Origin of the sequence: Bacillus sp. N5-665 (assembly GCF_022637375.2) — a bacterium.
GTDB classification, from domain to species: Bacteria; Bacillota; Bacilli; order Bacillales; family Bacillaceae_G; genus Bacillus_A; species Bacillus_A wiedmannii.
Genome location: NZ_CP093325.1, coordinates 2,649,788 through 2,663,461, shown reverse-complemented (window position 1 = coordinate 2,663,461; position 13,674 = coordinate 2,649,788). Strand labels below are relative to the sequence as shown.

13 protein-coding genes are annotated in these 13,674 nt (G+C 30.9%); 3 read left to right on the top strand and 10 right to left on the bottom strand.

The features are described 5' to 3' along the window. Window positions 1–72: 72 nt before the first annotated feature. Entirely contained in the window at window positions 73–1,449 is a 1,377-nt protein-coding gene (locus MNO09_RS16265) for a sensor histidine kinase (RefSeq protein WP_001037283.1), read from the bottom strand. Then, a complete protein-coding gene (locus tag MNO09_RS16260) occupies window positions 1,442–2,089 on the bottom strand; it encodes a response regulator transcription factor (RefSeq protein ID WP_000865982.1) in 648 nt (215 codons plus the stop codon). Before MNO09_RS16260 ends, MNO09_RS16265 begins: the two co-directional genes overlap by 8 nt. Window positions 2,090–2,210: 121 nt before the next feature. Between MNO09_RS16260 and MNO09_RS16255 the strand changes: the two genes are divergently transcribed. Beyond that, window positions 2,211–2,627, top strand: coding sequence for a hypothetical protein (locus tag MNO09_RS16255; protein WP_000591752.1), 417 nt, complete (start codon window positions 2,211–2,213; stop codon window positions 2,625–2,627). A gap of 58 nt (window positions 2,628–2,685) precedes the next feature. On the opposite strand, the gene MNO09_RS16250 is transcribed toward MNO09_RS16255, so the two are convergent. The 5 genes from MNO09_RS16250 to MNO09_RS16230 all read right to left on the bottom strand — a co-directional run bounded on the left by MNO09_RS16250 (window position 2,686) and on the right by MNO09_RS16230 (window position 8,632). After that, complete coding sequence (locus MNO09_RS16250; protein ID WP_000659781.1) at window positions 2,686–3,135, bottom strand: GNAT family N-acetyltransferase; 450 nt, start codon at window positions 3,133–3,135, stop codon at window positions 2,686–2,688. Window positions 3,136–3,216: 81 nt separating this feature from the next. Then, window positions 3,217–4,608, bottom strand: a complete 1,392-nt coding sequence (locus MNO09_RS16245) for a 5'-methylthioadenosine/adenosylhomocysteine nucleosidase (RefSeq protein ID WP_001079700.1) — start codon at window positions 4,606–4,608, stop codon at window positions 3,217–3,219. 20 nt (window positions 4,609–4,628) lie between these two features. After that, complete coding sequence (locus tag MNO09_RS16240; RefSeq protein WP_000566843.1) at window positions 4,629–5,627, bottom strand: phosphotransferase; 999 nt, start codon at window positions 5,625–5,627, stop codon at window positions 4,629–4,631. A 30-nt stretch (window positions 5,628–5,657) separates the two neighbouring features. Then, entirely contained in the window at window positions 5,658–7,247 is a 1,590-nt protein-coding gene (locus MNO09_RS16235; protein ID WP_088107294.1) for a M3 family metallopeptidase, read from the bottom strand. Window positions 7,248–7,363: 116 nt separating this feature from the next. Continuing rightward, on the bottom strand, window positions 7,364–8,632 hold the full coding sequence (locus MNO09_RS16230; protein ID WP_241950193.1) for an APC family permease: 1,269 nt from the start codon (window positions 8,630–8,632) through the stop codon (window positions 7,364–7,366). Between the two features lie 142 nt (window positions 8,633–8,774). Here MNO09_RS16230 and MNO09_RS16225 point away from each other — a divergent pair, with 142 nt between their 5' ends. Further along, window positions 8,775–9,209: an Lrp/AsnC family transcriptional regulator gene (locus MNO09_RS16225; RefSeq protein WP_000357670.1), complete on the top strand. Its 435-nt coding sequence runs from the start codon at window positions 8,775–8,777 to the stop codon at window positions 9,207–9,209. A 33-nt stretch (window positions 9,210–9,242) separates the two neighbouring features. Here the strand turns inward: MNO09_RS16225 and MNO09_RS16220 are convergent, their stop codons facing one another. After that, window positions 9,243–10,103: a DegV family protein gene (locus MNO09_RS16220; RefSeq protein WP_000538283.1), complete on the bottom strand. Its 861-nt coding sequence runs from the start codon at window positions 10,101–10,103 to the stop codon at window positions 9,243–9,245. Between the two features lie 834 nt (window positions 10,104–10,937). Between MNO09_RS16220 and MNO09_RS16215 the strand changes: the two genes are divergently transcribed. After that, window positions 10,938–11,369, top strand: coding sequence for a GNAT family N-acetyltransferase (locus MNO09_RS16215; protein WP_000027170.1), 432 nt, complete (start codon window positions 10,938–10,940; stop codon window positions 11,367–11,369). Window positions 11,370–11,665: 296 nt separating this feature from the next. Here MNO09_RS16215 and MNO09_RS16210 read toward each other — a convergent pair whose 3' ends face one another. After that, complete coding sequence (locus MNO09_RS16210; protein ID WP_241950192.1) at window positions 11,666–12,793, bottom strand: BC_2427 family protein; 1,128 nt, start codon at window positions 12,791–12,793, stop codon at window positions 11,666–11,668. Between the two features lie 129 nt (window positions 12,794–12,922). Beyond that, window positions 12,923–13,618 carry a CsxC family protein gene (locus MNO09_RS16205; RefSeq protein ID WP_001294980.1) on the bottom strand — a complete coding sequence of 232 codons (696 nt, stop codon included), beginning with the start codon at window positions 13,616–13,618 and terminating at the stop codon, window positions 12,923–12,925. Window positions 13,619–13,674: the final 56 nt, after the last annotated feature.

The window sequence follows — 13,674 nt, the reverse complement described above, 5'->3', positions numbered from 1 at the left end:
CTGATTTACTGCTCTCATATTATCATAAAAAAACATCGTCTAATAATAGACGATGTTTTTTATAGTTTCGAATTAGTCATTCTTCATATTAATATAAAATCTTATATCTCCCTCTATTGTAGAGACTCCATAATCAAAACCATGTCTTTCTAAAATACTTTTCACTATCGCTAAACCTAGTCCTGTACCAGAATGATCTTTACTACGAGAAGATTCTAGGACGTAAAAAGGTTCCCAAATTTTATCGATATCTTTCATTTGTTCAGCATTCATACCATTTTGAATTTGAAAATATATATTTTTATGTCGATCTTCTAAAGTAATTTTTATATTTTGATTTGCTGTATATTTTATCGCATTAGATATTAAATTTTGAAAGACCATTTTCATTTTATTTACATCAGCATTAACAACTGCATCGCTAACATTATAGTTCACTTGCAAATTGATTTCTTTCGATTCCAGTTCAATCTTATGCTTATCTAATATACTTTGGACTAGTGATTTAATATCGAATTCTTCTTTTTCTAAAACATCTCTTTCTAGTTTAGAAAATCGTAATAACTCTTCAATTAGGTTTGAGATGTGATCAGTTTGTTTTATGATTGTATCTATGTATGTACCATCATCTAAACCATCTTTTATTCCCATAGAATATGCTTTCACTAATGCGATTGGAGTTTTTAATTCATGCGTTACATCACCCATAAATCGTTTTAAATGTTCATTTCGATCTGTTAAATCTTCATGCGCTTCATTTAGTTTTTCACTCATGATATTAATACTATTAGCTAAGTCCCCTATTTCATCATTTGTTTTCACTTTCGCTCGTTCAAATTTCAAATTTGAAATATCTTCTGCAACATTACTTAATTCTTTCAATGGTCTGGTGATTGTTGTTGAAAGTATCCATACAAGTACGATAATGAGAAAAATCGTAATGCCAAAAATGTAAAAATAAAATGAATTTAACGTTTTTATTACGTCATTAGAATGTGCGATCGAAACTCCTACTAAAATCAACATATCGTCTTTGGCAATGTATTTCACAAAAAAACTAGATTTAATCTTTTCTTGATCATATATTTTATTCGCTTGCCCAAAGTTCTTTACTTTCATTACTTCTTCTTTTGTAATCCAAAGTTTATTAAGGGCAACCCTTTTCCTTGTAAGTTGCATACGTAACTCATCATTAATTTGATCTTCCGAATTGTTAATTGATGTATACGCAATCGTAACATTTCCTTTATTTTCAATACTAGTAATTGCTTCATCCAGTTGTTTGCTCGGTATGGACTGTATTTGTGCTGTAATACCTTCTAAACTTTCTCGTGTTTTGTAAATATTATATTTCGGTAAAAGATAGTTAATTAATAATAAAGAGATTGTAAAAATAAGAATAACAGTTAAAGAAATGCTGAGAAATAGCTTTTTTCCAAGTTTATTCACTCTGCTCCTCCAAACTATATCCTAAACCACGATGCGTCTTTATAATATTTTCTCCTACTTTTTTACGTAATCTTCTTACATGTGTATCAACAGTTCGCTCTTCTCCAAAATAGTCAAATCCCCATACGATATCTAACAATTTTTTACGAGTTAAAATCATGCCTTTATGATTTAAAAAACACTTTATTAATTCTAGCTCTGTTTTTGTAATATCTAACTCTTTGTCATTTTTATAAACTTTATTTTTAGTGAAATCTATTTTCAAATCTTGAACTTGAATGACATCATTATGCTGTATAAGCTTTTTCGCTCTAGTTATTAATATACCTGGATGAAATGGTTTTTTTACGTACTCATCTGCACCACTTTGAAGCGCCGCTAATTCGTCTTCGCTTTCACTTTTCGCCGTAAGCATTAATACTTTAACGCTTGAGTTCCTTTTTATTTCCTGACAAACAGTAATACCACTATGTTTCGGCATCATCCAGTCTAAAATAGCTAAATCAATTTTTTCATCATAAAATATTTGAAGTGCTTCTTCTCCATCTTTCGCTAATAAAACTTCGAAGCCTTCTTTCTCGAAATAAGCTTTTAAAATCCTTAACATATCTTGTTCATCATCTGCTATTAATACTTTCATACATTATCCTCCATTGCTATTAAACAAAAACCAATTGTATTATACAACTTCTTTGTTACATAAATGTGACAGAAAAATATTTAAACTTTTTAAGGGTATAGTAAAGACGAGGTGTTGTACTATGATTAAAAAAATTGGGTTCATTACTCTTCTTTGTTTCTTATTATCAACAAATGTGTTCGCAAATACAAATCAACAAATTGAAGTGTTTGATTGTCAAAAAGAAATGGTCGTTCAAAAACAATCTTTAGATCCAGCTATTCAAAAAGAAGCTGTTCAATATGCTAAATCGATTACTGGCCCATTCAAAAACTTAAACGTCGTTCCAAAAGATGGTCACATGATAAAAATCCCTTTATCTAAACCAGTTTCTATTACAAATCAATGGTTACATACAACAATTGATGAAGTACTTATTCTTCTCCCGCTTAATCAAAAGCCTTATATTATGCTTTACGATGATGAAAACAATCCGCATTTTTATTATGTGAAAGGTGATCCGAAGGGATTATTGAAACAAATGAATGTTAAAACATAATTGATTATCAAAAAGAGACTTCATAAGCTTATTTTTCGAAGCTGAGGTCTCTTTTTTACTAATATAATACTTTATAATGACTAGATCCTTTATATACTTCCCCCTTCACAAATCCATTTGCATTATAAAACACATCACCTTGTTTCGTATCTGTATGTAAAACAACCACTTTAAAATACTTTTCTGCATGTAATAATAATCGGTTTAATAACAAGTTCCCTAGCCCTTTACGACGATAGTTCTTTGAAATATAAAATCTCCTTAATCGGCCAATCTTATTGTTTTCTGTATATGGATCTTTGTTTAGCCCTCCTATTCCAATTAACTTTTCCCCTTGAAAAATACCATATAAACATTCTCCAGTTTTATTAAATATGTTTATTTTATTTTCATATTCACTTTTTAGTTTTATTAAGAAATTAAATCCTTCTTCTTTGCTTTCTTGAACAAGATAATCGTGTTCGTATATCATTAAATCTTCAATTTGTTGAATATGCTTTTCTTTCAAGTGATTTCCCCCTTAATTTGAAAATACATAAAAATGCTCTAGAATCATTTATTCTGAGCATTTTTATGATTGTTACCTTATTCAACTCGTAGCGTGCGTATTCTTCACTTCAGACAATATTCCCTTTAACTCCATTAAATCATCTATTACTATATCTGCCTGAGCAAGTTCATCTTCTTGTGCAAAATCAAAATTACATCCAATCGCAATCAAGCCATTATCTTTAGCTGCGTTTATATCAGATAAACGGTCCCCAACTACCGCTGCTTCTTTTATCTCATATTTGTTCAAAATACTTTTTACTAAGTCACTTTTATTAAGAGAGTTTATTTGTTCAATACTAAATGTTTCAGTAACCCACTGGTCTAAAGAATAATAATATACGATCGCTCGTAAATATTCAGTTAAACCATTACTAGCAATATATATTGAACAATTATTTTTTTTTATGTATGTAAAAACTTCTTTTACGTTCGGATATAAAGCACCTTTTCCGCTCTTAATGTTTTCAATTAATCTTTCTAAAAAATATGCATCAGTTTGTTCTCTTACTTCAAGAGAATGATTCGGTAATAAAGCTTCCCAAACTTTCGGTAAAGGCACACCCATAATTTCACGGTATTTATCAATAGGCGTTACCGTATCCCATAATTGTAGTGATCTTAAGTGATCAAATGTATCATCTAACGATAATTCTAAAATTTTATCTGTTTGAAATAACGTTCCGTCCATATCAAAAATTAATGCATGTAACATTCCATTCTCTCCTTTTGAACTATAAGTATTACTCGATATATTTTTCAGCATCTCCACGATAATTTCTGAACAATAATTTGCGGCAGTTTTCGCGAAGTCATCATAGGAAACTTGCGCTTCATCGTCTGCACTGTCAGAAATACATCGTATAACGAGAAACGGTATATCATTTATGTAGGCAACATGTCCAATTGCTGCACCTTCCATTTCTGTACAAAGCGGTGCATATTCGTCTATTAATTTCGCTTTTAGTTTTGAGTCTTCAACAAAACATTCACCGCTGACGATTCTTCCTTCATGAATCTCCATATGTAAACTACTACTATTGCATGCTGTACTTGCTAACTCTATTAATTTCTTACTTGCGATAAATTCTTCTTGGAACGGGAATAAGTTTTTCATTTGAGTTTTACTTACATCATGATGGGTAACATCCGTTGAAATAACGATATCACCAACTTTTACATCTGGATGTAACCCACCAGCAACACCCGTATTGATGATAGCATCTACATCAAATTTATGAATTAATATTTGCGTACATGCGGCTGCATTTACTTTTCCTACACCACATCTTGTAATAATCACTTCAGTTCCCATGAATTCGCCAATGTAAAAAGGCATTCCCGCAATCGTCTGTTCCTCTTGTATAGCTAGTTTTTCTAAAAGTAAGTCTATTTCAATTTGCATTGCTCCGATAATGCCGATTCTGTTCATGAATGTAGTCTCCTTTTTTCTTATAAATCTGCCAATATATTATGTAAGGCACCGTAATTTTCAGCTATCCAATTCATTTCATCCGCAAAGCGTGAAGGTGGTACACTATGCTGATCCATGTTGGCATGAATCCACCATGTACTCTCCATATACCAAAGCATTTGAATTGTCCGAACAATACTCCCTACTGGAAAGTCTAATTTATTACGGTATCCCGCTAAAAATGATGCAACTAGACTCTTATTTAATACTCCATCATGTAAGGCACAAGATATAATCGCACGCCCAATATCCAACTCTACATAATCATAATCCATACGATCAAAATCTAGAATTGCTGAGACTTCATTGTTATGGAATAAGAAATTATCTACCCATAGATCACGGTGCACCCATCCTCTTTTACTACTATAAAATTGACCTATATTTACTAATTGTGTTGCTTCTTGCTGTAATTTTATATGGTAGAGAATATGTTCTTTTCCTAGCTGTTCTGCTTCTCTCCTTTTATCTTCCCAATGTTTCAACCTTTCCTCTTTAGTAGGCGGAACAAATTTAGGTTTTTCTCCTTCTATTAAAGAGCCATCATTTAACAAATCATGCATTTGACCTATTGTCTTACCAAGAGAGTAGATTTCCTTTTCATTCAATTTTCCTGGTGAAATTAGATTACCTTCTTTATGTTCTAAAACTATAAATCTTTCATTATTTTTTGATGTATGCATTACATTATTTTTATAAGTTAGGAGCTTTGGACAACTTACACCATTATTATGTAATCTTTGCTGTTGTTGTAATGCTTGTAGTAAAATTTCTGGGTTATACATTTTGTATCGTTCTTTATTATATTGCTTTAATACAAAAGATCCTGCATCCGTTTCGAGTTTCCACTTTAAATTTAGCCAACCACGATGAATAGGTATTGCATTTCGAATTTTAAACTTAAATAAAAATTCACACTCCACCTTCAGCTCTTGAAAAATCATTGCAGCTTTTTTATTACATAATGGATCAATCATCTTACTTATCCTTCCTTTACGTGGCGTTCCTTACATCAATTGCAAATATTCATCAACATCTTTAGAAATTTGTCTAAAAGCTTTATTCCAGAACGAATAGCTTGTTATATCTATTTCAAAATGTTTTTTCATAAGCTCTTCCACTGAAGCTTTTCCTGTTTCTCGTAAAAACTCCTTATATTTCGAATGAAAAGTACTTTTACTTTCTTGAGCTATTTCTAATAAACTAAAACTAGCTAAATAGCCAAATGTGTATGGATAATTATAAAAAGGAACATCTGCTATATAAAACTGAACATATTTCATCCAAACAAACGGCTGATATTCTAATAATGCATTCCCGTATGCTTTTTCTTGCGCTACTATAGATAATTTCTCGATTTCATTAGCACTTAAAGGACCTTCTTTACATTTTTCATAAAAATTCTTCTCAAATTCAAATGATGCTCGAATTGCCATTACATAATTAAAACAGTTTCTTATTTTCCAACTAAGCAATGACTTTTTCATATCTATACTATCTGTTGTTTGAATTAGATAGTTTATAAGCACGGTTTCAAAGAATATAGACGCCGATTCAGCCGTACTCATTGGCAAATAATCATCTAAAAAAGAAGTAGATTGCTCAAAACTCATATTATAAAAGTGCCAAGCATGTCCTAGTTCGTGTGCAAGTACTCTTACACTATCAATACTTCCGTCATAACGCATAGAGATCCGTGATTCTTTTTCACCGAAGAAAGGAGCACAAAAGCCACCTGGTGGTTTATTCTCTCTCGGTTCCGCATCTACCCATCCATTCTCTATTGCATTCCGTGCAAATTCTGCTAATTCTTTATCTATATTTTCAAACGCATCGTATATGCTTTGAAGTGCTACTGAAAAAGGGATATTAACCTCATTATTTTCTTTTACTGTCATAAGTTCATGCCATGTAATTGAAGATTCCCCCTTCTTATACACGTTTAAAGCACTTACTAATGTATCAAGATTTTCTTCTGTCGCATTCCACATTTGTAATAATACAGTTTCAGAAATACCATTCGCATGTAGAGATTGAGTTAAAATCACTCTATCTTCTAATTCATTACTCTTTGTATTGCGTAATCTCCCTAATTGATTTAAGACAGTAGCGAAGATTTCTTTTTCCTTATGTAAGGCACTTGTTAATAATTCGAATACTTCTAATCTTTCCTTTTCATTATCACTATTCATTGCAATATTATTTGCTTGGCCAAATGATAAGTGCTTATTATCGTGCTCTATTTCTATTTTATTCCTTAATTGTATGTACATATTTTCCCATGCGTTAAGTTCATCTTTTATTAACCTAGTATTAATATTATCGGAAGTTTCCACTTCACTTTTTTGTATTACTTGCTGCACTTCTCTTTTCAGATTTTTTACTGTAGCAGTCAATATGGTAAGATCAGATGAAACACTTTCTTCAGCTGATCGGCAATACAAAAAGTATTCTGCTTTTTCAATAGCTTGTATAAGTTTTGAAAGAATCGCTACATCTTTTGTCGCATAATATTGTTCTTTCAGCCCCAATATTGGAGTTAAAATATTCTCAATCGGATACAATCGATCTAAATCCCACTTAGCAATTTCATTCACTTTTATAGCCGCCTCCTATTTTTACAAATAGTTACAGATGTTTCTCCCCACACAATTATAAACGAAATGTAAAAATTTTAATATCTTTAAATATTTCGATTTATACAAACACATTCTTATTTATATTCTTTTCTTCTGCTACTGAAACGCACATAACATAAACATATTAATGCTACGGCTACTGGAATCAGTATTACTCCTCCAATAAAAGGATAAACTACTATACAACATGTAAAAGCTACTATAGAAAAAATTTTACCTAACCTATTCTTTATTAATTTCATTCCAGAAGCAGTACCTACTATGTATGTAACAATCCCTAACGAATTCGGTATTAAAACAATTTTATCTATACTAATATGGAAAACGAAACTTATTAACAAACCTATTATTGCAATACAACCTACAACTTTTACTGCATTTGTTGGTGTTTCTCTTTTTTTATTAATATGTGCTAAATAACGCGGTGCAACTTCTTCTTTTCCTAGTGAATAACCTAGGCGCCCCATACTTGCGATAAATGCATTTGTCGTCCCTAAACAAATGATAAAAGCTACAAATCCAATTATCCATGAAAATTTGCCGCCTAATGTTTGCTTGATTACAAGCACGAGAGCTGTCGTATTATCAGTATTTATATGATAAGATTTCGTTCCAATTACTGATAATGCAATACCAATATATAAAACTCCAATAATAACGATCGCAAATCCCGTAGATAAAATAATATTTCTTTTTCTAGGTGTTTTAAATTCTGGAGCCAAACTTGCAATGGCTTCCCAGCCGAAAAAAGACCAAAAAATTAATAAAGATGCATCTAAAATCGGATTTATTTCTTGCATAGAAATATGTACATTTATATTTTTCATTTCAATATAAGGTAGTGCACTAATAATTGTTACGATTAAAATAAAGAACGTTAATACACCAATACATATTTGAAACAATCCACTCATTTTTAACCCGTATAAATTGAAACCTATTGAAATACTTAAAATAATAAACGCTATAACATAAGAAAAATATGATGATAAAGCAAACACTTTCACTATATACATTCCACCAGTCATTGAGACAACGATTTGCCCAACGCTACCCGCAATAAAAAAAAACCAACCTATAATAGCACCAATATTTTTACCGAAAGCTTTTTCTGAAAAAGTAGCAATTCCACCCGTATTTGGATGCTCAATCGATAAAAAAGCGAATGTGAATGCAAGTGGAATACTAAGGGATATCATAACAAGCCAAGAAACAATCGCATTCCCTTCTGCTATACTCGCTGTCATACCAGGTAATATAAGAATTCCCGATCCTAAAACCGCTCCGACGTATAAGGCTGTTCCCCTTTTAATAGAAATAGTTTCATTAAAATGATTAGACATTACAAGCACCTCCATTTATATTTTAATTATAGAGAGTTATCAGTCTATTCAATATGCAAAAGTGTATGTAATTTAACTTAAGGTTTTATATTATGTATTTGTTTAAGAAATTTACTTTCAATTTTGCAAAGGAGTATAATTCATGGATAAAATTGACAAGAAAATAACCCTATTGCTACAAGAAGATGCCAGAATGACAATTACAGAAATGACTGAGCACTTACACCTCAGCCGCCCTAGTGTTACCGAAAGACTAAAGAGATTACAAGATGCAGGAATAATTGAGAAATATACCGCACGGATATCATTAGATGCAGTTGGAAAATCAATTCAAGCATTTTTAGGAATTGAAAATCTAAAGATTCCTTGTAAAAAATTTGAGGAGAAAATCTACGAAGAATATAGAATACTCGAATGTCATCGAGTAACAGGTGAAAGTAGCTATTACTTAAAAGTAGCAGTTCACTCTATGAAGGAATTAGAGGAATTAATTGATATCGTTATTCCGTTTGGCACGGTGAAAACTTCGATGATATTATCTTCACCGATACCATATAGACCGATTATTACAGATTAATAAGAAAAAAGGATTGATCAAAAGACCAATCCTTTACTCTACCTCATTTAAGAAGAACAATGTTAACGCACCAGGTCCTGTATGCGCACCGATTGCTGCTCCAATTGTATTTACAATAAATACTTCACAACCAAATCTTTCCGTAATTAATGTTTTTAAAGCCTCAGCTGTTTCTAAGTCATCACCGTGAGTCATAGCGATTGTTTGACCTTTAAGGTCTTTTCCGCGCTCTTCCATAATATCTACAATTCGGCCAAGTACTTTCTTTTTCCCTCGTACTTTTTCAAGTGGTACAAGCTTTCCTTCTTCCACGTTTAAGATTGGCTTAATATTTAGTAAACCACCGATAAAACCAGCTACTTTACTTAAACGTCCACCTTTCACAAGGTACTGTAAATCAGCTACAGTGAAGATGTGCTCCATATGGTTCATTAGAAAATCAACACGTTTTAAAATATCTTCCTTTGATGCGCCGTCTTTTGCCATTTTAGCAGCTTCTAATACGACAAGCCCTTGACCAAGCGAAGCACATTTCGTATCGATAATTTCTAAATCTAAATCAGCATATGTTTCTTTCACTTCTTCTTTAATAACAACTGAAGATTGATATGTACCAGACAGTTCAGATGAAAAAGCTAAATATATACAAGGATTACCTTCTTTTGCATAAGAAATAAATTTTTCTTGGAAAGTTTCAAGTGAAGGCAATGACGTTCTATAAACAGCGCCTTCTCTCATGTTTTGCAATAATGTAACTGACTCTAATGTAACTCCATCTAAATACTCTGTTTCTGCTTCATCATAAACACGGAGTGGAATTAAATCAATATCATATGCTTGCAGCAATTCTACCGGTAAATCCGCCGCACTATCCGTAATGATTTTAACACCCATTTTTAAACCTCTATTCTGTTATAAATATAAAAAATATAAAATAAAAATAGTACTTTTAAATTATATACGTAAAACTTAAATGAAGAAAGGAAAAGACTTTATATTGTATGCACTATTCTTCAAAACTTGAACTGTTATTAAAAATCATTCCATTTTAACCATTTTTTTATTGTTATTTTTTCTATAACACAAATAATTTTATGGGAATTTTACATAATTGCATTTAAATTATTTAATTTAGGATAATCTTTTCAAATTTATACTGTTTAAAATTTAAAAGCTAAATCCAATAAAGTAGTGCTTTGTTTTACTGAAAAGAGGTTGCGGAAACAACCGCCTATTTATTTGGAATAAAATAAAACTTTTATATAAAGGGTCCATAATTAAATACACTTAACTTCATATGATATATTGCATCCTTTCTTTTTAGAATGAGTAGTCATTACTGAAGGGCACTTTTCGAAGTGCTCTTATATTTAAATCCCTCTTCCTTTTCCCCTATTTCAAGAGGAGTTTTTGACTAAATCTTAATACGATTTGTATCACTCAGGCTGGCAATTACCACATTTCCTTAATAGTTTCAATTAATACAGTAGCTGCTAATTAAAATAACTCTATGATCTCTATACGCATAAACTAATTTTCATTTTGACTATGTAACACTAAATTCACAAGATTATTATCCTCTGTTTGGTGAAGCCATCATTTCAATACCAGTAAACCCATACCTTCAACTAATAACTTAAATAAATGTGCTATATCAAGGTTCTTTTGATATAGCATCTTATGTTTTATATAATGAAGATAGCGCTAATATTCCGAAGGAGGATGTATATGAGTATTCAATTGGCCACATATAAAGATTTAGAATGGATTAATAATCAATATGATTCAATAGGATTTGTACGAAGTGATTTAAAAAGTGATAAAGTTGCAATTATTACATACAACAACGAGTATGCAGGTGTGGGTCGATTAGTCCAAATAGATGAAGATACTATAGAAATGGGCGGGATTTTTATTCTTCCTAAATTTAGAGGTCTACAATTAGCTAAGAAGCTCGTGTCATTCTTAATACAAACTGCGAAAACATTAGAAATACAAAACGTATATTGTCTTCCTTTTGAAGAACTCGAGAGTTTTTATAAAACATACGGCTTTACTGATGTTGATACAACGAAAGAAATTGTCCATCCAATTATTCTAAAAAAATATAATTGGTGTTTAGAAAATTATGATAAACATGTATTACTATTTAAATTGTGAGTCCTGTAAAAAAGAAGTGAATACACTTTATTTTACACATCAGTTTATAACAAGTAATTATCAATGTTTTTTATTAAATTCTTAAATTAAACCACATATAATCCAAATTTTATATCTGTTTTTAATAAGTGTTAGTAAGTTTGTTTTCAAACATGTTAGCACTTATTTTTTCATAGACCTAAATAGATTCATATAATAAAGTAACTATCCCCGTTAGCAAAAATTAGTATTCATAAATATTACACTGAATTTATTGAGGAAAAACCATTTGTAGCATTTAGAGAATATATTCATTTTTATTTCATTCGTACTTGTACTTCCTGTTCTTGTATTACTTGAACGACTAATTCCAGTACAATATTTTGCATTAATTGATACACATTATTATGAAATGTACTTTGTTCTGATATGTATTCAATACATTGATAAATATAGCCTTCTACAAATAAGCTCCCTTTTTCAACTGTAAATGTATTTTGTCCATTTTTTATTACTTTTGGCACTAAGAATTCAGTTTTTGTCAAAACAATCTCCTGTTCCACCTCTTTTATTCCTATGACTTTTTCTTTAAATACAACTTTTTCTCGTAAAATAATTTCACCTTTATATTTTCCTATTTCTATTGGTAGCTTGGCGGTTATAACATTATTTATTTCTCCTTCATTTTCACCCTCTAATACTATGCTATGTATTGGGGTCCATGAAGATGTCTCTACCTTTTTCTCTTCAATATTCCCTATAACTTTTTTATTATATAATTCCATAAGCACTCTCTTTTCATGAAGATTAAAAGAAACTATTTCACAATAAGCCTCCGAATGATACTGTTGTACTGTAGTTAATAACTTAGAATCTAATTCACGCTTACCTACATCTTTTTCATTTTGAAAAACAAACGCTTCTTGATTTTTTATGTTTATTTTCGGAAATATTTTAAAACTAGACACTTCAGAAATAATAGAAAATGGTGTTTTCACTACCATTGAACGCACTGAAGATTCTAATTGTGATTCAGATGTTGCATTTTCTTTCTTTACTTCAGATACTTCCTCTTCTTTCTTTACTTCAGATACTTCTTCTTCTTTCTTTACTTCAGATACTTCTTCTTCTTTCTTTACTTCAGATACTTCTTCTTCTTTCTTTACTTCAGATACTTCTTCTTCTTTCTTTACTTCAGATACTTCTTCTTCTTTCTTTACTTCAGATACTTCTTCTTCTTTCTTTACTTCAGATACTTCTTCTTCTTTCTTTACTTCAGATACTTCTTCTTCTTTCTTTACTTCAGATACTTCTTCTTCTTTCTTTACTTCAGATACTTCCTCTTCTTTCTTTACTATTCTTTCTCGTGAATTATCTTGTTTATTCAGATCTTTATACTTGTGAATTTCATCCCATAGCACCTTACCAATCCATGGCTTATTCATCACCATCCCCCCATCTAATAAAATTCAGGAAAATATGTTATTTTACACGTATTCATTTTCATCATTATATATGTTTTATAATAATAAAAAAGACATTGTCTTTTTATCAAAGACAATGCTTTTTTAGTTTTATACTTGTACTTGTTGTACTTGTAAAACTTTTAAAGTAAGATCTAGTACAATTTTTTCACGAAGAGTATCAAATGGTTCATTTAGGTCTGTTGGACAAGGCGAAAAGTCTAATTCGAAAAATTGAGCGCTAACTAACTCGCAATATGGTTGTTCGTTATAAAAAACTGTATTTTCGAAGAAGTATTTGTCTAAACGTGGTAAATCACCATTTTTAGGATTAATAAAGTGAGAAGTAGTATCTGAGGAAGCAGCTACTATAGCTAATGATAGAAAATCAGCTTCTGTTAAATCTGCAAAACCAGAAAATGGAACATTTGCAATACGGTCATATAGCACTCCATTACACTCATCATTTGCATACTCAATATTTTTTCGAATATATCCTTGTACAAATAATTTTGCTCTTGTAACTCTTCGGTAAGGTGTACCTGGTACTGGTTCGAATGCTACAGGAACTAACTTACATTGTGTTAAAAATGCATTTTTTAAGATACGTTTAATTTCAACTGCTGGAGGATCTAATGAAATATCAGATTCTACAACAATTTGAATCGTTCTTTCTGCTAATACAACTGGTATTTTTACAATTGGTGCTCCTGGAGTAGTAATTGGTGTTGCAGGTGCATCACTTAATGGTGTTTGAGTTTGTCCTGCTACCTGACATGGTACATTAATTGGGCATTGTTCACTCATATTTTATAATCTCCTTTATAAAAAAATTAGAGTTTTTTAACTCTCTTTACTGTATA

What these genes read in the sequence shown, in the direction of transcription:
- MNO09_RS16260 (WP_000865982.1), bottom strand. Translation starts at nt 2,089, where the DNA reads ATGAAAGTATTAATAGCAGATGATGAACAAGATATGTTAAGGATTTTA.
- MNO09_RS16205 (WP_001294980.1), bottom strand. Translation starts at nt 13,618, where the DNA reads ATGAGTGAACAATGCCCAATTAATGTACCATGTCAGGTAGCAGGACAA.
- MNO09_RS16245 (WP_001079700.1), bottom strand. Translation starts at nt 4,608, where the DNA reads ATGAACAGAATCGGCATTATCGGAGCAATGCAAATTGAAATAGACTTA.
- MNO09_RS16225 (WP_000357670.1), top strand. Translation starts at nt 8,775, where the DNA reads ATGGATAAAATTGACAAGAAAATAACCCTATTGCTACAAGAAGATGCC.
- MNO09_RS16240 (WP_000566843.1), bottom strand. Translation starts at nt 5,627, where the DNA reads ATGATTGATCCATTATGTAATAAAAAAGCTGCAATGATTTTTCAAGAG.
- MNO09_RS16210 (WP_241950192.1), bottom strand. Translation starts at nt 12,793, where the DNA reads ATGAATAAGCCATGGATTGGTAAGGTGCTATGGGATGAAATTCACAAG.
- MNO09_RS16215 (WP_000027170.1), top strand. Translation starts at nt 10,938, where the DNA reads ATGAGTATTCAATTGGCCACATATAAAGATTTAGAATGGATTAATAAT.
- MNO09_RS16220 (WP_000538283.1), bottom strand. Translation starts at nt 10,103, where the DNA reads ATGGGTGTTAAAATCATTACGGATAGTGCGGCGGATTTACCGGTAGAA.
- MNO09_RS16230 (WP_241950193.1), bottom strand. Translation starts at nt 8,632, where the DNA reads ATGTCTAATCATTTTAATGAAACTATTTCTATTAAAAGGGGAACAGCC.
- MNO09_RS16255 (WP_000591752.1), top strand. Translation starts at nt 2,211, where the DNA reads ATGATTAAAAAAATTGGGTTCATTACTCTTCTTTGTTTCTTATTATCA.